This window comes from Lelliottia sp. WB101 (assembly GCF_003051885.1).
GTDB classification, from domain to species: Bacteria; Pseudomonadota; Gammaproteobacteria; order Enterobacterales; family Enterobacteriaceae; genus Enterobacter; species Enterobacter nimipressuralis.
In genome coordinates, this window is sequence record NZ_CP028520.1 from 858402 (window position 1) to 884048 (window position 25647).

Below are 25647 nucleotides of genomic sequence, written 5' to 3' on the forward strand. Positions count from 1 at the left end.
GCTATTTACCCTTTATCATCTGCATTGTTTTGCTATCGAATGAGTAACCATGGTCTAACAGATAATTAAACTCTCGTCCAAAGCCCGTCAACTCACTTTTGCCCGTGGCACTATCCAGTCGATATAAATTATCATTACTTGGCTTTGTCGCAAGCACTATCGGATCATTCCTTGCTATAGCGTTATCAAGCCATGGCTTATTGTACTCTTTCCAAAACTGAGTTGGGTTTTGATACAATTCATCAGGTGTATTTAATAAATTAAACCCGCCTTTTCTACCGCCAAGATCTGTCGATTTGGGCAATCCAAGCTCTTTGATAATAGCCCCTGTGTCGTCCCGATAGGTTCCCAGTACAGTGGTTGTTCTATCCGGATCGGAGGTCAACTTAAGCCCTGACGTCGTCGGACGTTCAAGCTGAATGACGGGATTGTTTGCTGGATCGACAGGCTTAACCGTCTGTCCTGGCTTTGGCAGGCTCCCCGCACCCAGTGTGCCATAAACAGCGTTAGTGAGTCCTTCAGCCGTCGTTTTTGCCAGCGCCGCTTCGAGCCAGCCGCATTTTCCAGAACACTGATCAATAATATCTGCATACCAGTTTGCAGAAGCCTCATAAGTGCGTCCAACCAACTCATCCTGCTTGCGCAGATCAGTATAAGCCTGCTGGCTCAGCTCAATCTGATTGCGCATTTGTGCAACACATTGAGTATCACCAGCATCCCAGCAGGCTTTCAGCTTCTGAACGTTATCTGATGATTCTTTGGCAATATCCTTGCGGATAGTCTGCTCACAGTTCGCATTTCCACGGCACGCCTTGAGCTGTTCAACGTACTTCTGAGGACTACCGACACTCAGATAGTTATTCTCAACCGCATTCTTGCCGGCCTGTGCGCCCGTTGCTGCGGACAATGCGCTGTCGCCCGTTAACCCTCCTGCAATTCCCGCGGAAATTGAGGCCAGCGCGCTGATCGTCTGCTTCTCCTCTTCCGTTAATTTATCTTTCGCTACATCCGGGTATAGCTGACGGGCGATAACTTCTCCCGCCGCAGCGCCCATGGCTCCTGCCGCCGCATTGTTACCCTGCAATGCCGCCACTGCTCCGCCGAGAATGGCATGTGCAATTGTATTGACAACGGGACTACCTTCGGTCGGTTTCAGCATATGCGCCAGCTGTGGAGCACTCGCCCCCGCAAGGGCACCCGCAATATTTCCACCCGCCAGTCCCTGAAGCGCTGCCGTTGCCGCCTGGATACCACGCTGGATATCGCTCCCTGTACCGTACTGCTGCATTTCCTCTTTGTACGCCTGCGAATTACGCAGATTCGCAAGATAATCCAGCCGTTGTTCCTCTGTCGCATTAGCTGGCAGTGTCGTTTTCAGTTCGCTCTGGGCTTTCTTCAGCCCGTAGATATCACCCTGCGTCCGCGCGATATCCGCCGCCTGGCTCCCGATATCGCTGATTAAGCTCACCGCCTTCAGCCGGTTTTGCTCTTTCTCCTTATCGAAGATTGGGCTGATGCTGTCGTTGGCATGTTCGGTATCACGGCTCAGATCTGCCACGTCCTGCTTCTGGTTTGCCTGATCGCGCACGGTGATCGACCCGTTCGCCACCGCCGCCTGCGTGGTCCCTTCCGCGTGCCCGCTATGGCTTACCGCCGATATCATCCCGCCCGGCATATTGCCTTTGAACTGATCGCCGCCAAAGCTACCGCCGCCGCTCAGGCTAATGCCCGCTTGGCTGACTTTATAATCCGCTTCGTTTTGCAGATCGCTAAACCCAAGCGTGCCGGTATCGAGGCTGTTTTTATCCGCCGTGGCTGTGGACGCGATAACCGCGCCGTCGAGCTGGGTGTGATTGCCGACGGTAACATCAAAACCGCCGTCACCGGCAAACAGCCCGGTCTGCTCGGCCACCGAATCGAAGCGGCTCTTCATTTTGTCCTGGCTAGCGCTGATATAGCCTGAGCCACTCATCGAGCCAAAGGTGAAGCTCCCCCCTGCCGCTATGCTGGTCTGTTTACTGTCGTACTTGTTAGTGTCCTGCTGACTGCTCATCAGCAGGTCGTGACCGACGTCGGCAACAATTTTATTGCCGTTGACCTGCGCCCCGTCGAGCACCGTGTCATTCCCGCTTTTGATAGTGACGGTTTTGCCACTGTCTATCGTGGTCTCGGTCCAGTCGGTGCCGTTGCCCTTATCTTTCCCATGCGCCGCGTTGACGTTGGCAAACACGCTGATGCCCGCGCCATTGCCGCCTGCACCGATACTCACGCCAATACCGCCGCCGCTGCTGCTGTTCTTGCCGCTAGACTGTTGAGTGTTCGCCGCGCCGCTCAGCAGAATGTCGTTCTGTGCATCCAGCGTGGTGTCGCCGCCCGCTTTCAACTGACTGCCTGCAATCACGATGTCGCCGCTGTTTGGCCCTTTTTCTTTCCCGTTTGCGGTGATGGAGAGGTTATTGCCCGCGTTCAGCGTGCTGCCGGTCACCGCATCGCTCTGCGCGTGCTGCTCTGATTTCGATTTTTGCGTGGTGAGTGAGAGGGCTACACCCATCGCGTTCGGATCGCCCGTAGTAGCGGCCATATCAACCGCCTGCCCGACCTGCACACCGGAGAGGGCAGTTTTGGTCGCCTGCAACGCTGCCAGGCGGCCATCACTCTCTTCATGTGCATCCTGCGCCGCACTCACCGCGTTGTTGATCGCACTACCGACCGTACCGGAAAGCGCAACCGTCAGCCCACTTTTCTTCTGCTCGAACGTCTCATCGCGGGTCCGTTTATCGTGGCCCGGTTCGATAATTACGCTGTCGCCGGTGAGGGACATATCTTTGCCTGCCACCAGATCCGCGCCGCCAACGTGAAGCTGATTTCCGGCGGTGATATCCACATTCCCGCCCGTCGACCCCACGGTGCTGAAGCTCTGGCTTTGAGTGGTACCGCTCTCGCGCAGATCGTGCGTGGTTTTGCTGCTGCCGATGGTGAAGCCAATCCCGCCCGAGCCCATCAGGCCGCTTTTTTTCTCTTCTTTAAAGCGCCAGTCCGTGTTGCTGTTGGTGGCGGCAACGATATCAACGTTGTTCCCCGCCTTCAGCCCAACCGCATCATCTCCCACAACGGAGGAACCTTTTACCAGCAGATTATTCCCCGCCGTGACCTGCACGTTATCACCGCTTAACAGCGTTCCGGCTTCACGCGTTGCGCTGCTCTCCTCGATGGTATGGGTGATTTTTTTGCTGAGGAATCCGCTCTTGGTTTTGGTTTGCTCTTTGAAGTAGTAGTCGCTTTCGGTCGCGGTATTGAGGTTGACGTCGCGTCCCGCCGACACGCCAATATCGCCCTGAGCCGTCACCTGCGCCGCTTCGGTTGTGACGTCGCGTCCGGCGATAATCAGCGTATCGCCGCCGCTGGCGATTTCGGTTCCCTGCTGGCGTACCGACTCGTTGATGACGGTTTTCTTGCTCGCTTTGTAGCTGTCGCCTTCGCCGGTGGCCTGCGCCTCAAGATTCACGTCGCGTCCGGCCTGCAGGCCGACGTTCTTCTCGGCCGCCAGCGCCGCCGCCTGCGAATTGATGTCCTGTCCGGCTTTTAGCACCAGATTTTCGCCTGCGGAAATCGTCGCGCGATCGAGATCGGTACTGTGCGATTCGCGTTTACCGTTACGTTGGCTTTCGCTGGTCTGTTCCGCGTTCAGATTGAGATCGTGACCCGCGCTCAGCCCGGCGCTAGCGCCCGCTTTTACATCGCTGGCGCTGAGATCGATATTGTTTCCGGCATTGACGCTAAGATTGCCGCCCGCACTGACCGTACTGCCCTGGTAAGTCACGGACGAACGGCTGGTTTTTGCCTGGCTGGAGCTGTAGGCATCGTTAACCTGATTCGCGTTAACCGCAATATCGCCCCACGCATTCAGCAGCATATCGCCGCCGGACGCCAGATTCGCGCCGGTGATGGTGATGTTTTTGCCCGCCTCCAGCGACAGCGAATCCTGCGCGGTGATGGAGGCGGTACTGCCCAGCACGGTATCCTTAAGGCTCACATTGCTGTATTTGCCTTTCGCATTGATATCAATCTGATCGGCCAGGGTCAGGTTGTTGATGCTACCGTCCAGGCTCTCCAGCTGAACCGTTTTGCCACCGATCGTGGAACTGATGTTATTGATATCACCGATGGCGCTGAGATTGAGATTGCCGCCCGCTTTCATCAGCCCGTCGTTGAGGTTGCTGATGCTGTTCTGACTGTCGAGCGTCAGATTATTGTTCGCCAGCAGCGTGCCGCCGCTGTTGGTGATATTGCCGCTTTGCAGGGTGACGTTATTGCCTGCAATCACGCTGCCGTTGTTGACGGTGACATCCTTCGGCGACAGATACACTTTTGGCACCATCACCGTTTCACCGTTGATGGTGGCTTTCTCCCACCACAAAATGCTGTGGTCAAGCGAAGCAATCTGATCGGCGGTCAGGGAGACGCCAAACTGCAGGCCCAGCGACTGTTGCGCCGCGGCGGCGCTGTCCATCAGATAGCGCATCTGGTCAAGATCGGAGCCAACCCCGTTCAGATAGCGATTACCGGTCTGGTTAAGGATCACGTTGCTGACATAGCGGGTGTCGAAGGCCGCATCGCCCAGGAAGCGATAATCGTAATCCGGGTTCAGGTTCAGACGCCCCAGCATATACGACGATCCAAGCACCTGTTTTTCATCGGTAAACGCCGCACGCGTCTCCTGTGGGGCATTCGACGCAGGCTTGACCCCCATCAGATTATTCAGGTCGGCAAACAGCGCGGGATCGAGCTTCCCGAGGTCGTTGAGTTTCGGGTTGACGTTAATCAGATACGGGCTTTTGGGGTTGTCAGAGATGACAAAATAGCCGTTATTGCCCGACGGTACGGGATACGCGCTGGTATCAACGGTTTTCCCCTGATACTGCCCGGCAGCACCGGCTTTCGCGTTATTCAGATCTGCCGTGGTGACGCCCGCCGCGGCCAAATCGTTCAGCTTGCCGAGGCTGGCGTTGCCTTTTTGCGTGATGGCAATGTTACTGAGCGAGGCATTCGCTGCACCGCTGGAATCCAGCGTTCCACCGCCGTTGATTTGTTGCAAAGCGTCTTGCAGCTGATCGGCCCACTGCGGGGAGTTCACCGCCACCGTTCTCGCATTTGTCAGGCTCTGTTTTTGCGCTCCGCTGCTGATGGTCTGGTTGCTGAGACTGTTCAGCGATGGCGCAGAAATGGTGTTGCTCACCCCCCCGCGTTTGAGGTGGTAGTGGTGTTACTGATGTTATTGCTGAAGTTTGCAGTGACGTTGCCACCGGCCTGGATGACGGAGCGGTATGCCTCCCCATCTGCTATGAATTCGGTTTTGCGTTCACCCAGAATATAAGGAACCCAACTACGATATTTCAGTTGATCCTTATCTCGCCAGTACCAGGTCGTATCATTGAGTTTAGTCAGAGGATTCCAGTCAGTACTGCCACAGTCAGAATAGAACCATTCACATCGGTATTCTGCTTCAATATATTCGGTCTGACGACCTCCTTCCGCGGACAAATTATTTAATGTTGAGCCCGAAAAAGTTGCATTGCGTTCTGCAAGAATATTACTCGCGCGATTCTCTAAATTGTCTGCAAAGATATCAACATCTCGCCCTGACGCAATGCGGGCCGCGCCTCCACTAGCTGAGACACTGACCACCGATTCTTTTAAAAGGAATTGCCGCGAATCCTCACCCGATAACCGATATCTATATTGAGTACTGCATTGCCCGCTACCGTTGGCACCACTGCCCAAACATCTTTCATACTCTTCAACTACAACGTTATCCGCGGCATGTTTCCATTCCTCAAGCGAAATTTCGAAATCAGGTTGTTTCTTACCGCTATAAGTTCCGTTCAGATATTTATTTGCAACTGGAATGCTGTCTGGATATTCCTTCTCATAGCTACTGACATTTAATCCTTCACGCTCATTCAGGAGGTGTGCTGTACGGACAAAAATATCACCACGTATCGTCTCAATATTTCCCGACGTATTCACCACTTCACTGTTTGCATTCCCCGCTGCGTCTTTCTGCATCCACAGGCTATTCCCGGCGAGGATATCACCGCGCTGATTAGTGATGCTGTTGGCGTACAGCGCCAGATTATTCGCCGCATACAACAGTGCGGTATTGATGATCGAACCCGGCGCACTGAGCGTCAGCGAACCGCGCGTGCCGGTAAAACCGTCGACGGTGATGTTGCCGCGGCTGGCGACAGTGATATCTCCTCCGCCCTGGATCGTACCCGCACCATTCAGCGCCACGGTGCTGCCAGAGAGCGTGCTCGCCCCGGTCCCCGTGGTGATCTGGCCGTTGTTGGTGAGCTGACCGCCTGCGGCCAGATTGACCGCCTGACCCTGCATTATGCTGCGGTTATCGATCGCACCGTTGCTGCTAATCGCCAGCGTTTTACCCGCGGCAAGCGCCGTTTTACTGGTAAACGCGTTGGTGAGTTTTAAGGTCAGATTACCTAGCGACACGACCTGTCCGATAGCATCCAGCCCCAGACTTTCGAGCCACAGATCGCCGCCGCTGAATAGCTTGCCCACCGCGCTCTGATTCACCTGATCGGCATCAATCGTCAACTGTGTATTGCCAAGCAACGTACCGCTGTTGATCAGTTGGTTGTAATTCACCGCCAGCGTGCCCGCCTGGGTGGTGCTCTGATTAGTAAACGTATTCCCCGTCAGCGTCGCCTGATCGGCAACCCAGGTGCCACTGTTGGTCGCCGTCGCAGCGTTAAGGATCAGGTTCGTCGCCTGGAGCCAGCCCGCGCCGGTGTACTGCGCCGTGGTCAGCGTCAGACGTCCGCCGGAAAGGAGCTTGCCGTCGTTGCGGGACCGGGTGTTTGCCGTCACGCGCGTCTCGCCGCCGCCCTGCATCAGGCCGTAGTTAAACAGCGATGGCGTCGTCACCGTCAACCCCTGACGGCTGACGATTTCCCCGCCTGCGTTGTTGGTCAGCGTTCCGCTCAGGTTTAGGGTCGCGCCATTATCGCCCTGCAAACGCCCGTTATTGGTCAATGCGCCGGTGGTCATACCGAGCGTCGCACCCTGAATTCTTCCGCTGTTGCTAACAGACGCGGCGTTAACATTCAGCGTTCCTCCAGAGAGCATTGTCCCGCTCTGCTGCTGAGTCACCGTACCGGTTTGTGCCAGCGTGAGCCCGTTTACGCCGCTGATTGCGCCGCTGTTACTAAGCGTCGCGCCTTTCAGCGTCAGATTTTTAGCCGCCCACTGACCCTGATTATTGAGGGACTGCGCCTGAAGCGTGGCAATACCCAGCGCGGTAATTTTGCTCCCAGCGCTGCTGGTCAGATTATTCGCCAGCGTCATCTGCAGCGCATCGGCACTCTGCACCGCGCCACCGTTCGTCAACGACTGGGCGTTGAGCAGAATGTTTTGTGCCTGCCAGCTTCCAGCGTTCGTCACCGTATCGGAGGTGAGAGTTAGCGTACCCTGCGTGAGCAGCGCGCCCGTTGTGCCGTTGATCAGCTCCCGTTGCGGCGCGGCCATGGCGATACGCGCCATCAGCTGCTGTCGGGCTTCAATCGTCAGGCTTTCCAGCCCAGTCAGGTTACCCTGATTGTTTATGCTCGCCTGATGCAGCGCGAGATTTTTCCCCTGGACCGTGCCGCTGTTTTTCAGCGTGCCGCCGCCCAGTGTGACATCACCTTCGCTCAGCAACTGCCCACGGTTATCCAGCGTTTGCGCTGTCACCTCGGCCGAACTTTTGCTCATCAGCGAGCCGGTTGAGGTGAGCGTGCCACCAATATTGGCAGTCATTTCGCCTAGGCTCAGGAGCAAGCCGCCGTGCGTCCAGCCGTCAGTGGTGATATCAACGTTTTGGCCCTGAAGCGTGCCCTGTGTGGTGAGTTGTCCGGCATCCAGCGTTAACGCGCCGCCAGTGAGCGTGCGCGAGGCTGCCGTAGTGGCGAGCGTTTCCCCCGTCAGCACCAAGCCATCAGTGCCTTGCCAGAGCCCGCTGTTATTGATATCGCGGGCATTCAGCGTCAGGGTCTTACCCATCATACGGCCAGGGTTAAGAATGCTGTCGGCGCTGAAATTCAGCGCGCCACCACTCTGTATTTGTCCGTTGTTATTTAGTTTCCCGGTGAACGTTCCACTGAATCCGTTGAGTCCGTTCAGGGTGCCGCCGTTCTCCAGTGACGCCGCCGTAAGGCTAATCGTCGCGCCTTGCACGGCGCCCGCGTTCGTCAACTGGCCGCCATTGAGCGTTAGCGCCCCGCCGGAAATCCATTTGCCCGCTGCTTCGTTGGTGATGCGACTGGCCATGGCGTCAGCTTTATCATTACCCTGAATCAGCCCACCATTGCGAATATCCGTGCCACCCAGCGTCGCCGTTTTACCCGCCAGCGTCCCGCTGTTGGTCAGCGTTGTCGCGTTCAGCGCAGTGCCATTTTTGGCAACAATACCGCCCTGATTATTCAGTGTTTTGCTGAGAACAAAATCCAGCGCATCCGCCTGTATATCGCCGCTGTTAAGCAGCTCGCTTCCTTTCACCGTGAAGCGTTGATTCACCTGCATCAGACCGGCGTTGTCGAGTTTGTCGATATTCAGATCCAGCGAACCGCCGCTGACCAGTTGCCCGTTCTGGCTATTGGTCAGGTCGCGGGTCGTCAGCGTCAGGCTGTCATTGCCCTGCATGGTGCCGGTATTGGTGAGTTGCGGAGAAGTGAGCGTCAGCGATTTCGCGGCCAGTTGCCCGTCGTTAAACAGTTGTGCCGCCGTCAGTTCAAACAGATTTTGACTGAGCATCGCGCCCTGATTATCAAGTCGCCCGTCGACGTTCATTTTCAGACGATCCAGCGCCTGCGCTGAGCCGCTATTGGTCAGCATAGTGGCGGTAAGCGTCGCGTCGCGCGCCTGAATTTGGCCCTGATTGTTCAGGCGGGTTCCCGAAAGCGCCAGCGTCTCGCCGCCCGTCGCCTGGCCCTGCGCCTGATTAGTAAAACTATCGCCCGTCCACGCCAGCGCGCTGCTGCCCTGCAACAGCCCGCTATTGAGCAGATCGCCGCGCAGCGTCAGCACTTTTGCCAGCAACTGCCCCTGATTTGTGGTGTTGGCGGCGTTCAGATCGAGATTTTGCTGGCTCAGCACTTTTCCCTGGTTGCTGAACGATCTCGCGATCGTCGCCGTCACACCCACTTCACCCAGCGCGTTACCGGTGTTGATCCACTCGCCAGTCGCCAGATTGAGGGTTTTCCCCTGCAGCAATCCGCCGTTGGTGAGTTTATCGTTTTGCAGATGCAGATCTCCGCCGGAGAGCAGCATCCCGCCCTGAAGGTTGCTGAGCTGCGAACCCGTCACCGATAGCGCACGAGTACCCTGCAGCGTGCCGCTGTTCGTCACCGCCGCGCCGTTAAGCTGAATCGCCTTTCCCGCCACCAGCCCGTTATTGATAAACGCTGGCGTGGTTGACGTTAAGCCATCCTGGGCGATTAGACGTCCGGTTGCAGCGTTACTGAGTTGGTGCGTTAGGCTGAAAAGCAGCGCGGTGGCGCTGAGTTCACCATGGTTATCCAGCGACGCACCTTGCAGATCCAGCGTGCCTTCGCTGTGCAACGTACCGCGGTTAATCAGCTCGGCGACGTTCAGCTTCAGTGACGCGTCTCCCTGCACTACGCCCTGGTTTTGCAGGCTGTCGGCAGTTATTTGCAAACGATTTGCCGCCACCTGCCCGTCATTCAACAGCATGTTATCGTTGAGCGTAAGCTGCTCATCGGCCAGCAAAAGACCCGTAGCGGTGTTAGTGAGACGGCTGTCATCGCTGTACACATTGACGCCATTCATTTCGCCGCTGTTGACGAGCGTCGTGCCTTTCAGCGACAAGGTACCGTCGGTGGTGATCAGACCGCTGTTGTTCAGTTCTGGCAGGTTGAGCGTCAGATCGCGGACGCTGTAGAGCGAACCGCCGCTAAGGTTGTCCAGCGTTTCAGCGTTGACACTGAAAAGTGAATTGCTCTGCAACAAACCACTGTTGGTGATGTGCTGACCCCCAAGGGTAAGTGCATCTGCCACCAGCGATCCGCTGTTGGTAATGAACTGCGGCGCGGTGAAGATGATGCGATTGGCTTTCGCCGTCCCGCTTTGGGTGATGCGTTGCGCGTTGAGTCTGATGGCCTCCGCCGTCAGTTCACCCCGGTTAGCTATCTCGTCAGTCGCGGTGAATGCGAGCGTTGCGCCGGTGGATTTTCCGCTATGCGCGAGAGTCTTACCTGTGACGTTCAGCGCACCTTTCGCCGCCTGAATTCCGTCCAGTTGCGCAGTGTCCGCCTGCAGCACCAAATCCCGATCGCTTTGTAAATGCGCGCCACTGAGGGTAGTGAGATTTTTTGCGCCAACGGTTAGCGTGCCCGCTGCATCAGTCTGCCCCTGAAGCTCGGCACGCTGCGCCGCTGTGAGCCGGATATCTCCCTGGCTCGTGGTGCGGGAATTCTGACCGCTGGTGAAGGTATCGGCGTTAATGTTCACGCCTTTTGTACCGGAAAGCGTCGCGTTCTGCTCCAGTGCGCCCGCGTTCACAGCAAGCGATCCCTCTGCAAGCAGACTGCCGCTGTTATGCAATTTATCGCTGGCGACAATTGTGGCGTCGCCTTTGGCGCTAAACGTACCCTGCTGGTTCAGCGTTTCGGTGTTTAACGTCAATTGCCCGCTGCTTTGCAGCGTACCGCTGTTGCCGAGGGTTTGGCCCTGCAGCGTCACGCCGTTACCCTGAAGCGTTCCGCTGTTATCCAGAATACTGGTTTGCGTCTCCACATGGCCTTTTGCCGCCATCAGGCCGCCGTTAGTTAACGCATCGCCGGTGACCGTTAAATCTCCCGCAGCATTTATCTGCCCCTGATTTGTCAGTTGTCCACCGGTCAGGCGGATAGCGCCAGCCGCATCGGCCCGGCTCTGATTATCCAGCGTCAGTTTTTGCCCGTTCAGTTCGAGGTTAGTGCCTGCCGACAGGGCCGTTGCGGATGAGGCCAGTTGGCCGCTGCTGGAAAGCGAGGCGCGAGCATCACTGCCCACTTTTGTATTCTTCAGCGTTGTGTTCTGACCACCGGTAACGTTCAGGTCTCCATGACTGGTCAGGCTACCGCCGCTAAGCTGAATATCGCCATTGCCCGTGAGCGTTGTTTTCCCCTGACCGACCAGCGTGGTGTTGGTCAGCGTCATATCCTGCTGGCTGGTGACCGCTAACGCCCCGCCCTGCGCTGAAATACCCCCGCCGGATGCGTTCAATTTTCCCTGGCTGTTCAGGGTGGCATTCCCCTGGCTTATCAGCGATGTTCCGTTGAGCGCCATATCCTGACCGCTTTTCACCGTCAGGGCGCCTTTGCTGTTGGTCCCGCCGCCCGTCATCTGCAGTTTGCCTGCACTGTCCAATCGCATCTCGCCGCCACTGGCAAGCGTGCTATTGTTGAGGGTCATATCTTGCGAGCTGACAATATTCAGTGCGCCGCTGGTCTGGTGACTGCCGTTCATCGTCACACCAGCCCCTTTCGCGTTCAGCGCGCCGCTTGAGAGGCTATTCGTTACCGTCAGCTTGCCATTGGCATCAAGCTGAATATCCCCTTGTCGAGCGTTGAGATTACCGAGGTTAACCCCGACACCCTCTTCGCTGGATACCAGACGAATACGGTTGGCATACATCCCGCCTAGCGCGCTGGTATCGACTGCTACCGTGGGTGAGGCTCCTTCTCCGGCAATCGCTTTGACGCTGCCATCTGCTCCCACCCGATTCGCGCCAATGGTCATCGACAAATCGCGAGCATGAATGGCCGCATTTACCTCGGTCGCGCGGGCGATAATGGAGAGCGAATCATTCTTGCTGGCATCCAGCCCTTGCCCTTCAACCGTGATCGCGCCTCGCGTGACCTCCAACGCCAGCAGATTACCGTTAGCATCAAACTGCGGTTTCCCGGTCGTCAGTGTGACTCCTGGGGTGTTGATAAATCCGCAGCCGTTACAGGTAATCCCGTACGGGTTAGCGACCATCACGTTCGCCGCTTTGCCCGCCACTTCGGTATACCCCTGCAGTTGCGAACGGCTGCCCCCCGTTACTTCGTTGATGATTCCTTTTGCTTCACGCCCTGCCTGCAAATTTGGGTTGTTCTGGATCAGGCCGCCAAGCTGCGTCTGGGTTAACCGATCGGTAGCGTTGTTGAGAATGACCCCTTCTTTGCCGACGTTGTAGTCATTGAACTGGTTATGCGAAATCCCCGCCCCGTTGGGGGTAGCGATATTGACGACGGGCACCCCGTTCCCGGCCTTGTCCATCGCGGTCGGTCCTGTCGGCGTCATCGCCGCTGCCATCGCTGGTGCCACGGGCTGCCAGACCATTAAGCCACAGATGATCCAGCTCAACAGACGCTGCGAGAAACGAACAGGTGGGGTGCGGGTTTCCATAGTCACGGGTTCTCTTAAAACATGAAGGCAATACGCCAGTTAACAATGGCGTGGTCTGGCGCAAGCCAGTCGGGATACTTCACAGGTATCCCGAGTGATATTTGGCTGCTGTATATGCGTCCACTGCTGGTGAGGCCGATGGACGTGCCCCACAACGTGCCAGAGGCATACCGATCCTCACGGTCTTTTTCCAGCCAGCCTCCGTCGAAGGCGAAGGTGGCGCTAATCTGCCCAACCACTGGCAAGGTAATGAGCGAATAGCCCAGTTCGTTACGCAGATAACCGCCGTTATCCCCGGAAAGATACTGTTCTTTAAAACCACGCACCGAGCTTTCCCCACCGAGCGTGAGACGCTCTGAGCCATACAGGCGGTCGGGCGACCACTGCCCGTAGGCGCTGGTCAGCCACCACACATCACGGGTGATCGGACGCTGAAAACTGGTATTCAGACTCCATTTTCGAAACTCCGCTCGTGGGGCATCGCCGGTTTTGTCTTCGTCAGTTTCGGCGTTAAACCAGGGCATCCCGTGGCTCCAGGTGGGGTTAAAGGTCGCCACGCCACCAGCGATTTTTTGCGTATGGGTGATGCCCAGAATCAGGCTTGAGAGATTGCGGGTACTGCTTTGCAGCGGTGCGTCATTGAGCCAGTTGCGGCTCGAACGCTGCACGACTCCCGCCGCGATCCCCGTTTTCACATCCCCGTTGCGATAGACCACCCATGAAGCATTGAACCGGTGCGTTTTGGTATCGCCAGTGGAGACCCACTGATACCCAATGTTATCTATCGTGGTGCGGTAGTTACTCCACGCGTAGCTGTAATCAAACAACCCATAGCCGAACGGAACGCTGACACCCGCCTGGAAATTCTGCGCGTCATATGCCGTTGCGAAATCGCTGCTGCGTCCGCCGCTCACAAACCATTTATCCGCCAGGCCCAGCATATTATTCGCCGTGAGGGCGCCATTAAGTTGTTCATCACCGGTACTCTTCTGCCCGCTATTATCCAGACTAAGACTGGCACTTAACGGAAATTCAGGCTGAGCGGTGAGATTAACGACTGAATATCCTGGTTGCGATGCAGGAATAATTTCAATCTGAACGGGTTGAGCACGCAAACGATTAATTTGCTCCATTCCCTGCTCTATATCACGCAAATTTAGAATGCGCCCTGTCAGTCCAGGAAACGCCATTTTAAGCATCAACGGCGTTTTCCCCTCCAGGCGAATCGCTTCAAGTTTTCCTTCCAGCACCACAATATTCAGCTGACCACTTGAAAGATCCTGCTCGGTCAAGAACGCACGGCTGGTGATGTAACCTCGGCTGATATACCAGTCAGAAATATGTGCCGTTAATTCAGTTATTTTTGCCATATTAAGGCATTGGTTCTGCCACGGTGCAAGCAGCTTGACACGGGTTTTTTCCGGCATAATAGTGACACCGGTGAGGTTGATTGTATGGACCGTAAAACACGGGCCAGCGTCGCTGACAGCAGGGGCCGTGGGGACGGCTTTCGGCAGCGGAATACTTCTTTCAAGCTCATCACGTTGTTGCTGGTTTTGTAATAACAATTGCTGTTGCTGCTGCTGAATAGCATCACGGTCTGAGGGTGAAAGCGGTGCAGCCTGTACAGCAAAAGATAAAATACTTCCAACGATAAAAGCGATAATATAATTTACCGGAGAAATTATTTCAAAACACTTGAATGGGCTACTCATTCTTTCCCTGAAATAGCTGAATAGACGAATTAATCGCACTATAAGATGAGTCTTATTTTGAGTAAATTCAATTTTAGATAGGGCGTGAGTTTTTATTCAAGTTGTGACTGCGGTAAGATTATGGATTATATCCCAAAGGATATTTAATATATCCTTTGGGAGCCATGATAAGTTCACGATGAAAAGGCGGGCACTCCCACCCTCCGATCACCAGCCCGGAACCGCGCCGCCGTTAAAGATTTTTTCTGCCGCTTTCGCCACTTCTGGCGACTGGTACGACTGAATAAATTCCTTCACGTTTTCCGCGTCTTTATTCTCTTCGCGGGTTACCACAATATTCACGTAAGGCGAGTTTTTATCTTCGATAAACACGCCGTCATGCACCGGCGACAGCCCGGTTTGCTGGAGGTAAGTGGTGCTGATGATCGCCACATCCACTTTTGGGTCGTCAAGCACGCGCGGCAGCTGCGCGCCTTCCAGCTCCATGATGTTCAGCTTTTTCGGGTTAGCGGTAATATCAAGAGCCGTTGGCAGCAGGCCGACGTCGGGTTTAAGCGTAATCAGCTTCTCTTTTTGCAGCAGCAACAGCGCGCGGCCAAGGTTGGTGGGATCGTTTGGAATCGCAACGGTCGCGCCATCCTTCAGTTCCGATACCGATTTGATTTTGCGCGAGTAGCCTGCCATCGGGAAGACAAACGTATTTGCCACCGCGACCAGCTTATAGTTATGGGCTTTGTTATCTTCCGCCAGGAATGGGCGATGCTGGAAGACGTTCGCATCCAGTTCGCCGTGGTTCGTCGCATCGTTGGGCAGCAGCGAGCCGCTGAAACCGACCAGCTCCACATCCAGCCCGTACTTCTCTTTCGCCACTTTTTTGGCGACTTCCGCCACATCCTGCTCTGCGCCGTTAATCACGCCGACTTTAATATGTTTGGCATCGCTGCCGCTTTGATCACAGCCCGCAAGCAGAACGCCCGCCAGAAGTAATGCACCACATCGAGGTAAAGGGAGTTTCACGAGACAGATCCTTTTGATAAACGTTTGAACGACTATATCGACAACGAAGCGGTACGCTAAAAACCGAAAAAGAATCAACCAGAAGGAAAAGTTATATATCGGTACTGTCTGAATGGCAGGCCCGGTCACACCGTGCCACCGGGCATCCGCCGTTACAGATCTTTCGCCAGATAGTGCCGCTGCATGCCCTGATAAGGGAAATCCTCCAGCGTCATCTGCAATGTATACCCCTGCTTTTCATAAAACGGACGCGCCTGAAAGCTGAACGTATCCACCAGCGCATGGCGGCAACCCTGGCGGCGGGCTTCTTCTTCGGCGGCATTCATCAGCTGACTCCCCAGCCCGCTACCGCGCGCGTCATTGCTCACCCACAGGTACTGAATATTCAGCCATTCGCCTTTGCGATTGCCGATCAATCCGCCCGTCATCACGCCACTGTCGTCGCGTGCATAAACGGCGATATCGCCACCGACCGCAGAAAAATCGATATACTGCCGGTTATAGGATCGTAATCCATTCAGGAGTTCTTCTTTATCGGCTTCAGTAATGGTATCCGTAAGGCTCAAGTACATGTTGTTCTCCTTATTTTCAGCGCAATCTGAATATCGCACACCTTTATCTTCATAAAAACTCCTTATTCTCTCCTTTATTTCGCAGTAGAAATATTCTTTCAATATGAAAATAAAAAAAGCGCTTTCCTGAACCATTCTGAAACGTATAATAACCAAAAATGAGAACGATCATTCTCACTCTCAGCGCGGCGGGGAAACGATGAGCACAACGCTTGAAGAACGGCAGAAACTACGGCAGGACGAGATCATCACCGCGGCGCGGCGCTGCTTTCGCGCGAGCGGCTTTCACGGTGCCAGCATGTCGCAAATCGCCAGCGAGGCGAAGCTGAGTGTCGGGCAAATCTACCGTTATTTCAGCAATAAAGATGCCATTATCGAAGAGATGATCCGCCGCATTATCGACTACCGCATCGCCGAGATGGAAGGCAAAACCCAGACCGACCGCATGCCGCAGATCCTTGCCTGGCGCCAGACTCTGAGCGAAGACGACGATGCGCTGATGCTGGAAATGTCTGCCGAAGCGACCCGCAATCCGCTGGTTGCGGCAATGCTGGTGGAAGCCGACGCGCGCATGTTTGCCAACGCCTGCGAGCACCTGAAAAAACAGTGCCCGCACCTGAGCGACGAGCGCATTCGCTGCTGCGTGGAAATTATCGCCGTGATGATGGAAGGCTCCATCTATCGTCGATTAACCCCACAAAAAGTATCAGCAGAAGAATTAGAAAAAATTTATCGGGAAATACTCAATATGCTTCTCATTGTGAATTAATTAAACCTGAACTCATCACCGGGAAATAGCTATTTCCCGTTTTTTCATTTCCGCGAATCGCGGAGATGCGGCATCGCTTTGCCTTAAAACCTCCTCATCTCGTTAAGCCATTAACGGGACAGGCGTCGTTCACTCTGGAAAAAAGTATGAAAACCCTAACAACCGCCATCGCGGCATTATTTCTCCTGACCGGTTGCGATAATGCACAAATATCCGCGCCAGAAGGCGCACTCCCGCAAGTGGGGATCGTCACCCTCATGAGCCAGCCCGTCCCGGTGGTCAGTGAGCTTACCGGGCGGACCAGCGCCGCCCTGAGCGCGGAGGTGCGCCCGCAGGTGGGCGGCATCATCCAGAAGCGGCTGTTTAATGAAGGCGATACGGTGAAAGCCGGGCAGGCCCTGTATCAGATTGACCCGGCCAGTTTCAGGGCGAGCTACGACGAAGCCGCCGCCGCGCTGAAACAGGCCCAGTCGCTGGTGCAGGCCGACTGCCAGAAAGCCAGGCGCTATGCGCAGCTGGTGAAGGACGATGGCGTTTCGCGCCAGGATGCAGAAGATGCACAGGCCACCTGTGCGCAGGACAAGGCCAGCGTCGAATCCAAAAAAGCTGCACTGGAAAGCGCGCGCATCAGCCTGAACTGGACCACCGTCACCGCGCCGATTAGCGGGCGCATCGGTATTTCGTCCGTCACGCCGGGCGCACTGGTGACCGCCCAGCAGGAGACGGCTCTGGCGACCATTCGCGGGCTGGACAGCATGTACGTCGATCTCACCCGTTCGAGCGCCGATCTGCTGCGATTACGCAAGCAAACGCTGTCCACCAACAGCGATACCCTGAGCGTTTCGCTGATCCTCGAAGACGGCAGCACTTACAGCGAAAAGGGCCGTCTGGCCCTGACGGAAGTCGCCGTTGATGAATCCACCGGCTCCGTCACCCTGCGGGCGATTTTCCCCAATCCGAAGCATCAGCTTCTGCCGGGCATGTTCGTTCGCGCCAACGTGGACGAGGGCATCATGGATGACGCGATTCTGGCACCGCAGCAGGGCATTACCCGCGACGCCAAAGGCAACGCCACCGCGCTGGTTGTGAACGGCAGCAACAAAGTCGAACAGCGCACGCTGCAAACAGGGGAAACCTACGGCGACAAATGGCTGGTGCTGAGCGGGCTGAAGGCGGGCGATAAGCTGATCGTAGAAGGCACCGGAAAAGTGGCCACCGGGCAGGAAGTGAAAGCCGAAGAGATCAAAACCGCCGGAGGAGACGCCTGATGTTTTCCCATTTCTTCGTGCGTCGCCCGGTGTTTGCGTGGGTGATCGCCATTCTGATTATGCTCGCCGGGATGCTGGCGATCCGCACCCTGCCGGTCGCGCAGTACCCGGACGTTGCGCCGCCGTCGGTGAAAATCTCCGCCACCTACACGGGGGCCTCCGCCCAGACCCTGGAAAACAGCGTCACCCAGGTGATTGAGCAGCAGCTGACGGGCCTGGATAACCTGCTCTATTTCACCTCCACCAGCAGCTCCGACGGCTCCGTAAGCATCAACGTCACCTTTGAACAGGGTACCGACCCGGATACCGCGCAGGTGCAGGTGCAAAACAAAGTTCAGCAGGCCGAATCGCGCCTGCCGAGCGAAGTGCAGCAGTCGGGCATCACGGTAGTGAAATCCCAGAGCAACTTCCTGCTGATCATGGGCGTGTACGACAAAACCGACAAAGCCAGCAGTTCAGATATCGCCGACTGGCTGGTGAGTAACGTGCAGGACCCGCTGGCGCGCGTGGAAGGCGTGGGCAGTTTGCAGGTGTTTGGCGCGGAGTACGCGATGCGCATCTGGCTCGATCCGGCGAAGCTGGCCTCGTACGCGCTGATGCCTTCCGACGTGCAAACGGCGATTGAAGCGCAAAACGTGCAGGTCTCTGCCGGGAAAATTGGCGCGCTGCCGTCGTCGAATGCACAGCAATTGACGGCCACCGTGCGCGCCCAGTCGCGCCTGCAAACCGTCGATCAGTTTAAAAATATCATCATCAAGAGCCAGTCCAACGGCTCGGTGGTGCGCATCGGCGACGTCGCCCGCGTTGAGATGGGCAGCGAAGATTACACCGCTACTGCGAAGCTAAACGGCCACCCGGCGGCTGGCGTGGCGGTGATGCTCTCGCCTGGGGCTAACGCCCTAAGTACCGCGACCGCAGTGAAAGAAAAAATCGCCGAGTTCAAACGCGCGATGCCGGAAGGCTATGACGTCGCCTACCCGAAAGACAGCACCGAGTTCATCAAAATCTCCGTTGAGGATGTGATTCAGACGCTGTTCGAAGCCATCGTGCTGGTGGTGGTGGTGATGTATCTGTTCCTGCAAAACGTCCGCGCCACGCTGATCCCGGCGCTGGCGGTACCGGTGGTACTACTCGGCACCTTCGGCGTGCTGGCGCTGTTCGGCTACTCCATCAACACATTGACCCTGTTCGCGATGGTACTGGCGATTGGCCTGCTGGTAGATGACGCCATCGTGGTGGTGGAAAACGTCGAGCGCATTATGCGTGATGAGGGCTTGCCCGCCCGCGAAGCGACCGAAAAATCGATGGGTGAAATCTCCGGCGCACTGGTGGCGATTGCCCTCGTGCTCTCGGCGGTGTTCCTGCCGATGGCGTTCTTTGGCGGCTCAACGGGGGTGATTTATCGTCAGTTCTCCGTGACCATTATCTCGGCGATGATCCTCTCGGTGGTGGTGGCGCTTACGCTCACCCCGGCCCTGTGCGGCACGGTTCTCAGCCACACACCGCCGCACAAGAAAGGCTTTTTTGGCGCCTTTAACCGCTTTTACAGCAGGACTGAAAGTGGCTATCAGCACCGTGTCCTGCGCGTCTTACGCCGCTCCGGCAGCATGATGGCGATCTTCGCCGTCCTGTGCGGCGCAATGGCCCTGACCATGTGGAAACTGCCAGGCAGCTTCCTGCCGACGGAAGATCAGGGCGAAATCATGGTGCAGTACACCCTCCCCGCAGGCGCGACCGCCGTGCGCACCGCCGAGGTGAGCCGCAAGGTCACCGACTGGTTCCTCAGCGAAGAGAAAGACAACACCAATGTGATTTTCACCGTTGAGGGCTTTAGCTTTAGCGGCAGCGGCCAGAACGCCGGTATGGCGTTTGTGTCGCTGAAAAACTGGTCCGAACGTAAGGGCAGCGAAAACACTGCACAGGCGATTGCCCTGCGCGCCAGCAAAGAGCTGGGCGGCATTCGTGATGCCACCGTGTTTGCCATGACGCCGCCGTCCGTGGACGGGCTCGGCCAGAGCAACGGCTTTACCTTTGAGCTGATGGCGACGGGCAATACGGATCGCGATACCTTGCTGGCGTTTCGTAATCAGCTGATTGGTGAGGCGAATAAAAACGCCTCGCTGCAGGCGGTGCGCGCCAACGATCTGCCACAGATGCCGCAGCTGCAGGTCGATATCGACAACAACAAAGCCGTTTCTCTCGGCCTCGCGTTGAGCGATGTCACCAGCACCCTCTCCAGCGCCTGGGGCGGAACTTACGTGAACGATTTTATCGACCGTGGCCGCGTCAAAAAGGTCTATATCCAGGGCGATAGCGATTACCGCGCCGCACCGTCGGATCTCAACAAATGGTACGTGCGCGGCAGCGATGACAGCATGACGCCGTTCTCCGCCTTCGCCACCACCCGCTGGGAATACGGCCCGGAAAGCCTGGTGCGCTACAACGGCTCTGCGGCGTATGAAATTCAGGGTGAGAACGCCAGCGGCTCAAGCTCTGGCAGCGCGATGACCACCATGGAACAACTGGCAAACAAACTGCCCGCTGGCACCACCTGGGCGTGGAGCGGCCTGTCGTTGCAGGAAAAACTGGCCAGCGGCCAGGCGATGAGCCTTTACGCCCTGTCGATTCTGGTGGTGTTCCTTTGCCTGGCGGCGCTGTACGAGAGCTGGTCGGTGCCGATCTCGGTGATCATGGTCATTCCGCTCGGCGTGCTCGGTGCGGCGCTGGCCGCGACGATGCGCGGTCTGAACAACGACGTTTACTTCCAGGTGGCGCTGCTGACCACCATCGGCCTGTCGTCGAAAAACGCCATTCTGATTGTCGAGTTTGCCGAAGCCAAAGTGGCGGAAGGGTACTCCCTGACGCGCGCCGCCCTGCGCGCAGCCCAGACCCGTCTGCGCCCAATCATCATGACCTCGCTGGCGTTTATCGCAGGGGTCACGCCGCTGGCGGTCGCGACCGGCGCGGGCGCTAACAGCCGCGTGGCAATCGGCACCGGTATCATCGGCGGAACGCTTGCGGCAACGCTGCTGGCGATTTTCTTTGTCCCGTTATTCTTTGTACTGGTGAAGCGTCTGTTCTCCGGTAAGCACGCAAACCGGAGGTGATCATGTTTCGTGTTTCTGTTTTAGTGTTGGCGCTGATGAGCGCAGGCTGTGTCTCGCTGGACCCGACCTATCAGCGCCCGGATGCGCCCGTCCCGGCGACGCTGCCGGGCAGCCACGGCGAGGCCAGCGCGGTCGTCAGCCAGTGGCAGCAGGTGGTGAACGATGCGCGGTTAAAAAGCGTGGTGACGATGGCGCTTAACAGCAACCGCGACGTGCAAAAAGCGATTGCCGATATCGACGCCGCCCGCGCCCAGTATGGCGAAACGCGCTCGTCCCTGTTCCCGACGGTCGATGCTGAGCTGAGCCATACCCGCAGCCGGACGCTGGCCGGTGGCGTCACCACCAGCGACGAAGCCAACGGCGCGGTGTCGAGCTTTGAGCTGGACCTGTTTGGCCGCAACCAGAGCCTCTCCCGCGCCGCGCGGGAAACCTGGCTCGCCAGCGAATTCACGGCGCAAAATACACGCCTGACGATGATTAGCGAGCTGACCACCGCATGGCTGACGCTGGCGGCGGATAACAGCAATCTGGCGCTGGCGAAATCCACCATGGAAAGCGCAGCCAATTCGCTGAAAATCGTGAAACGCCAGCAGGAAGTGGGCGTGGCGGCGGCGACGGATACCAGCGAAGCGATGGCGGTGTATCAGCAGGCGCGCGCCAGCGTGGCGAGTTACCAGACGCTGGTCGCGCAGGATAAAAACGCCCTTAATCTGCTGGCGGGCGATACGGTGCCAGACGCGCTGCTGCCGGGCACGCTGGAGAGTCTGAGCGACAACGCCATCACCCTGATCCCGGCGGGTGTCAGCTCCAGCGCGCTGCTGCGCCGCCCGGATATTCAGGAAGCCGAGCACAATCTGCTGAGCGCCAACGCCAGTATTGGCGCGGCGCGTGCGAATTTCTTCCCGACCATTTCCCTGACCGCCAGCGCCGGTGTTGGCAGCGATTCGTTGTCATCCCTGTTCAGCCACGGCCTCAAAGTGTGGTCGTTCGCACCGTCGATCACCCTGCCGCTGTTCAGCGGCGGGAGCAATCTGGCGCAGCTGCGCTATGCCGAAGCGGAGAAAAAGGGGCTGATCGCCACCTACGAAAAGACCATTCAGAGCGCGTTCAAAGACGTTGCCGACGCGCTGGCGCGGCGGGAAACGCTCAGCGAGCAGCTGGACGCCCAGCGGGAATACGTCGCGGCGGAGCAGAAAACGCTGGATGTGGCGACGCGCAGCTATCAGGCGGGTGCGGGGGATTATCTGACCGTACTGACCGCGCAGCGGTCTCTGTGGTCGGCGCAGACGTCGCTGATCGCCCTGCAACAGACGGACTTCATCAACCGCGTGACCCTCTGGCAATCGCTCGGCGGTGGCATCCAATAAATCTTTTGCCGGGCGCTGATGCCCGGCAAAAACTCCAGCTACGCTTAAAACGTCTCATACCTGTGTCTGTCCAGAATCATACTTTCGGCTTGAATCGCTTTGATGAATGTAACGATATATTTCAGAGAACAACGCGCGTTTTACTCCGGGGGTTTCAATGAAAGCTGCTCACCTGTTTTGTCTGGTCATCTGTTTGCTTTTCGCCGCCTTCGTCCACGCCAGGGAGACGCAGGACCCGGTAAAAACGGAGAAAATCCGCCAGGCCGTGATGAAAGATATCAAGAAAGTGTGCTCGCCTCAGGGCAAGCAGACGGACAAAGAGTGGCAGGCGATGATCATGTCATCCGAGGCTAACAAGCTGCTGGTGAAAAACGCCGTGCTGGCGATGGAGCGCGATAACCTGGATAACTACTGGGAAGCCGTCGGCAAAGTGGACTGCATGGAGGATTACTAAGCGTGAAGCGTGCTTCACGCTTTTTTTTGATTAGCGTTTGCGCATATCCGGGATAATCAGATCCCCGCGCAAGACGTAAGAGCCGAGCATTTGCGTTTTCTCATTCAGCCACGCCACAATCCGCGCCGCCATCGCATCCATGGAGTATTCGATGGCCGGAATGGTCGGAATTCCCGGAAGATGCAGCGATCCGGCGAGACTAAAGACCATGATGTCTTCCGGAACCGACTTATTAAATGCCTGCAATTGCGGGATCACGCGCTGCGCTTCCTGCTCATCCGCCACCAGCAACGCGTTGAAATTCAACGTGGTCGCGTTATTCAGTAATTCCTGCAACGCCACGGACGACGAAGTGGCGTCCATAAACACCAGATTGCGGTTAAACGGCAGGAAGTTTTTCTCCAGCGCGTGTTTGTACCCGAGCAGCACCTGATCGGCAAAACCGCTGCCCTGTGGCTGAATTAAGGCAATCTGCCGACGGCCCTGGCTGGTGAGGTAGTTACAGGCGGTTTCGGCGGCAAAGGCGTGGTCAAACTGGATGCTGTTGGCGTTATCGGACTCCATGCAGTCCACCAGGATGACGTTTTCCTGATCGATATGCAGCGGGAAACGCGCCCCGATAATCAGGATGTCGTCGCAAAGGCCGCAGGAGAGTTCATCGAGCGCGTTGAGCACCTCGCTTTTGGTGTTCGCGAAGCGCAGCAGCAGATGTTTTTGGTGCTGACTGAGCTGTTTTTCCAGCGCGTAAAGATACCCGGTGGTCTGGTTGATATTATCCTGCGCACAGATCACGCCGATACAGCCGGTGGACTGGCTCAACAGTGATTGCGCTATAACGTTGGGCCGATAGTTCAGCTCATCCACCGCTTTCAGTACGGCCTCACGGCTGGCTTCCTTCACGCCGCGCGACCCGCTCAACACCCGTGACACCGTGGCTTTGGACACCCCGGCCAGACGTGATACATCGTTGATTGTAGACATCATATTCCCCTGTCAGGACCCACGTAGCCCTGTAATTCCTGATACCGCTTCGGCTCACATTATAGCCAATCCGGAGTATATCCGTTTCCGTTTTCTATGGAAACCGATTTTCCGTTTCCACTCAATTTGATGTCAAAAACGCTAAATTCTGTGACCCACATCGTGATAACAAGCCCCATAAGCTGCGGATCTTGATGGTTATCACACTTCTGTGGTTTATAAATGGAAACCGGTTTCCATATGATATCCAATCATCCCCGCAATAACTTTTTACACTTTGAGGATGGTTGTCGATGTTCAAGATTATGCTGTGCTGCTCTGCCGGGATGTCCACCAGCCTGCTGGTGAGGAAAATGGTTGAAGTGGCAGAAGAACGCGGAGTCCCGGTCACGATTGATGCGTACGGCGTGTCCGAATTTGACACGCAGTTTCCGCAATACCAGGTCGTTCTTCTCGGACCGCAAGTGAAATACATGTTAAAGACACTGGCAGACAAGGCCGCTACGCAGGGTATTCCGGTACAAGCCATCGACATGATGGACTACGGTATGCAGCGTGGTGATAAGGTACTGGACTATGCTCTGTCGCTCATCGAAGCGGCACACTAAGAAGGTGTTCTCATGAGTTCGTTATATCAATCAATGGTTGCCGTTATTGAGCAGTCCATTACCCCGCTGGCGGCAAAGCTCGGACAGCAAAAGTACGTGATTGCGATCCGTGACGGGTTTACCGCCGCCCTGCCGTTTATGATCATCGGCTCGTTTATGCTGGTGTTCATCTTCCCGCCGTTCTCGGCGGATACCACCAACAGTTTTGCCCGCGGCTGGCTCGATTTCTCCCAGACCTACCGCGAACAGCTGATGCTGCCGTTTAACCTCAGCATGGGCGTGATGACCTTCTTTATCTCGGTGGGGATCGGCGCGAGCCTGGGTCGCCAGTTTAATCTCGATCCGGTGATGTCCGGCCTGCTGGCGTTTATGGCGTTTCTGCTGGTGGCGGCACCCTATGCCGACGGCAAAATCTCCACGCAGTATTTGTCCGGCCAGGGGATTTTCACCGCACTGATTACCGCTATCTACTCTACCCGCGTTTACGCGTGGCTGAAGGAGAACAAAGTCACCATTCGCCTGCCGAAAGAAGTCCCGACCGGCGTGGCGCGCTCCTTTGAGATCCTGATTCCGGTGATGGTGGTGATCGGCACGCTGCACCCGCTGAACCTGTTCATCGAAGCGCAAACCGGGATGATTATCCCGCAGGCGATTATGCATCTGCTGGAGCCGCTGGTGTCCGCCTCTGACTCCCTGCCGGCGATTCTGCTCTCCGTGCTGCTGTGCCAGATCTTCTGGTTCGCAGGCATCCACGGCTCGCTGATTGTCACCGGCATCATGAACCCGTTCTGGATGGCGAACCTGTCGGCAAACCAGGCGGCACTGGCGGCGGGCGCAGCGCTTCCGCACGTCTATCTGCAGGGCTTCTGGGATCACTATCTGCTGATCGGCGGCGTTGGCTCGACCTTACCGCTGGCCTTCCTGCTGCTGCGCAGCCGCGTGACGCATCTGCGCACCATCGGCAAAATGGGCGTGGTGCCGAGCTTCTTTAACATCAACGAACCGATTCTGTTCGGTGCGCCGATCATCATGAACCCGATGCTGTTTATCCCGTTTGTGTTCGTGCCGCTGGTAAACGCCTGTCTGGCCTACGCCGCGACCAAACTCGGCTGGCTGGCGCAGGTGGTATCCCTGACACCGTGGACTACCCCGGCCCCCATCGGTGCGTCGTGGGCAGCAAACTGGGCGTTCAGTCCGGTGGTGATGTGCGTAATTTGTATGGTGATGTCAGCCCTGATGTATCTGCCGTTCCTGCGCGCCTATGAGCGCTCTTTGATGAAAACCGAAGAGCAAAAAGCCCAGGCAACCGTCGGTACTGCTGAAGCTGCACGTTAATAACGTC

Annotated in this window: 11 protein-coding genes and 1 pseudogene; 7 read left to right on the top strand and 5 right to left on the bottom strand. The window is 56.6% G+C overall.

Features of this window, described 5'->3' with window-relative positions; genetic code table 11:
* Position 1: 1 nt before the first annotated feature.
* The 4 genes and pseudogenes from DAI21_RS23460 to DAI21_RS04110 all read right to left on the bottom strand — a co-directional run.
* Positions 2-12426 (bottom strand): annotated as a pseudogene (locus DAI21_RS23460) (hemagglutinin repeat-containing protein); the annotation flags it as partial.
* 35 nt (positions 12427-12461) lie between these two features.
* The gene (locus tag DAI21_RS04100) at positions 12462-14162 is read right to left on the bottom strand and encodes a ShlB/FhaC/HecB family hemolysin secretion/activation protein (RefSeq protein ID WP_107702561.1); all 1701 of its coding nucleotides are present in this window, start codon (positions 14160-14162) and stop codon (positions 12462-12464) included.
* 207 nt (positions 14163-14369) lie between these two features.
* Positions 14370-15179: a lipoprotein NlpA gene (gene nlpA, locus DAI21_RS04105; protein ID WP_107702562.1), complete on the bottom strand. Its 810-nt coding sequence runs from the start codon at positions 15177-15179 to the stop codon at positions 14370-14372.
* Positions 15180-15331: 152 nt separating this feature from the next.
* A complete protein-coding gene (locus DAI21_RS04110; RefSeq protein ID WP_107702563.1) occupies positions 15332-15751 on the bottom strand; it encodes a GNAT family N-acetyltransferase in 420 nt (139 codons plus the stop codon).
* 199 nt (positions 15752-15950) lie between these two features.
* Between DAI21_RS04110 and DAI21_RS04115 the strand changes: the two genes are divergently transcribed.
* From DAI21_RS04115 to DAI21_RS04135, 5 genes are all read left to right on the top strand, one after another.
* Entirely contained in the window at positions 15951-16520 is a 570-nt protein-coding gene (locus DAI21_RS04115) for a TetR/AcrR family transcriptional regulator (RefSeq protein WP_102105101.1), read from the top strand.
* A 146-nt stretch (positions 16521-16666) separates the two neighbouring features.
* Positions 16667-17788, top strand: coding sequence for an efflux RND transporter periplasmic adaptor subunit (locus DAI21_RS04120; RefSeq protein WP_107702564.1), 1122 nt, complete (start codon positions 16667-16669; stop codon positions 17786-17788).
* Complete coding sequence (locus tag DAI21_RS04125) at positions 17788-20895, top strand: efflux RND transporter permease subunit (RefSeq protein WP_107702565.1); 3108 nt, start codon at positions 17788-17790, stop codon at positions 20893-20895. The genes DAI21_RS04120 and DAI21_RS04125 overlap by 1 nt, the downstream gene beginning before the upstream one ends.
* 2 nt (positions 20896-20897) lie before the next feature.
* Positions 20898-22262: an efflux transporter outer membrane subunit gene (locus DAI21_RS04130; protein ID WP_107702566.1), complete on the top strand. Its 1365-nt coding sequence runs from the start codon at positions 20898-20900 to the stop codon at positions 22260-22262.
* Between the two features lie 157 nt (positions 22263-22419).
* A complete protein-coding gene (locus tag DAI21_RS04135; protein ID WP_100778241.1) occupies positions 22420-22716 on the top strand; it encodes a YicS family protein in 297 nt (98 codons plus the stop codon).
* Positions 22717-22746: 30 nt separating this feature from the next.
* On the opposite strand, the gene DAI21_RS04140 is transcribed toward DAI21_RS04135, so the two are convergent.
* Entirely contained in the window at positions 22747-23697 is a 951-nt protein-coding gene (locus DAI21_RS04140) for a LacI family DNA-binding transcriptional regulator (protein WP_107702567.1), read from the bottom strand.
* Between the two features lie 293 nt (positions 23698-23990).
* On the opposite strand from DAI21_RS04140, the gene DAI21_RS04145 reads away from it, so the two are divergent.
* Both DAI21_RS04145 and DAI21_RS04150 read left to right on the top strand, forming a co-directional pair.
* On the top strand, positions 23991-24305 hold the full coding sequence (locus DAI21_RS04145) for a PTS sugar transporter subunit IIB (RefSeq protein WP_102105105.1): 315 nt from the start codon (positions 23991-23993) through the stop codon (positions 24303-24305).
* A gap of 12 nt (positions 24306-24317) precedes the next feature.
* Positions 24318-25640, top strand: coding sequence for a PTS sugar transporter subunit IIC (locus tag DAI21_RS04150; RefSeq protein WP_100778244.1), 1323 nt, complete (start codon positions 24318-24320; stop codon positions 25638-25640).
* Positions 25641-25647 lie beyond the last annotated feature (7 nt).

Coding starts and splice junctions, on each gene's coding strand:
- DAI21_RS04150 (WP_100778244.1), top strand. CDS start 24,318: ATGAGTTCGTTATATCAATCAATGGTTGCCGTTATTGAGCAGTCCATT.
- DAI21_RS04125 (WP_107702565.1), top strand. CDS start 17,788: ATGTTTTCCCATTTCTTCGTGCGTCGCCCGGTGTTTGCGTGGGTGATC.
- DAI21_RS04110 (WP_107702563.1), bottom strand. CDS start 15,751: ATGTACTTGAGCCTTACGGATACCATTACTGAAGCCGATAAAGAAGAA.
- DAI21_RS04140 (WP_107702567.1), bottom strand. CDS start 23,697: ATGTCTACAATCAACGATGTATCACGTCTGGCCGGGGTGTCCAAAGCC.
- DAI21_RS04145 (WP_102105105.1), top strand. CDS start 23,991: ATGTTCAAGATTATGCTGTGCTGCTCTGCCGGGATGTCCACCAGCCTG.
- DAI21_RS04130 (WP_107702566.1), top strand. CDS start 20,898: ATGTTTCGTGTTTCTGTTTTAGTGTTGGCGCTGATGAGCGCAGGCTGT.
- DAI21_RS04135 (WP_100778241.1), top strand. CDS start 22,420: ATGAAAGCTGCTCACCTGTTTTGTCTGGTCATCTGTTTGCTTTTCGCC.
- DAI21_RS04100 (WP_107702561.1), bottom strand. CDS start 14,162: ATGAGTAGCCCATTCAAGTGTTTTGAAATAATTTCTCCGGTAAATTAT.
- DAI21_RS04115 (WP_102105101.1), top strand. CDS start 15,951: ATGAGCACAACGCTTGAAGAACGGCAGAAACTACGGCAGGACGAGATC.
- DAI21_RS04120 (WP_107702564.1), top strand. CDS start 16,667: ATGAAAACCCTAACAACCGCCATCGCGGCATTATTTCTCCTGACCGGT.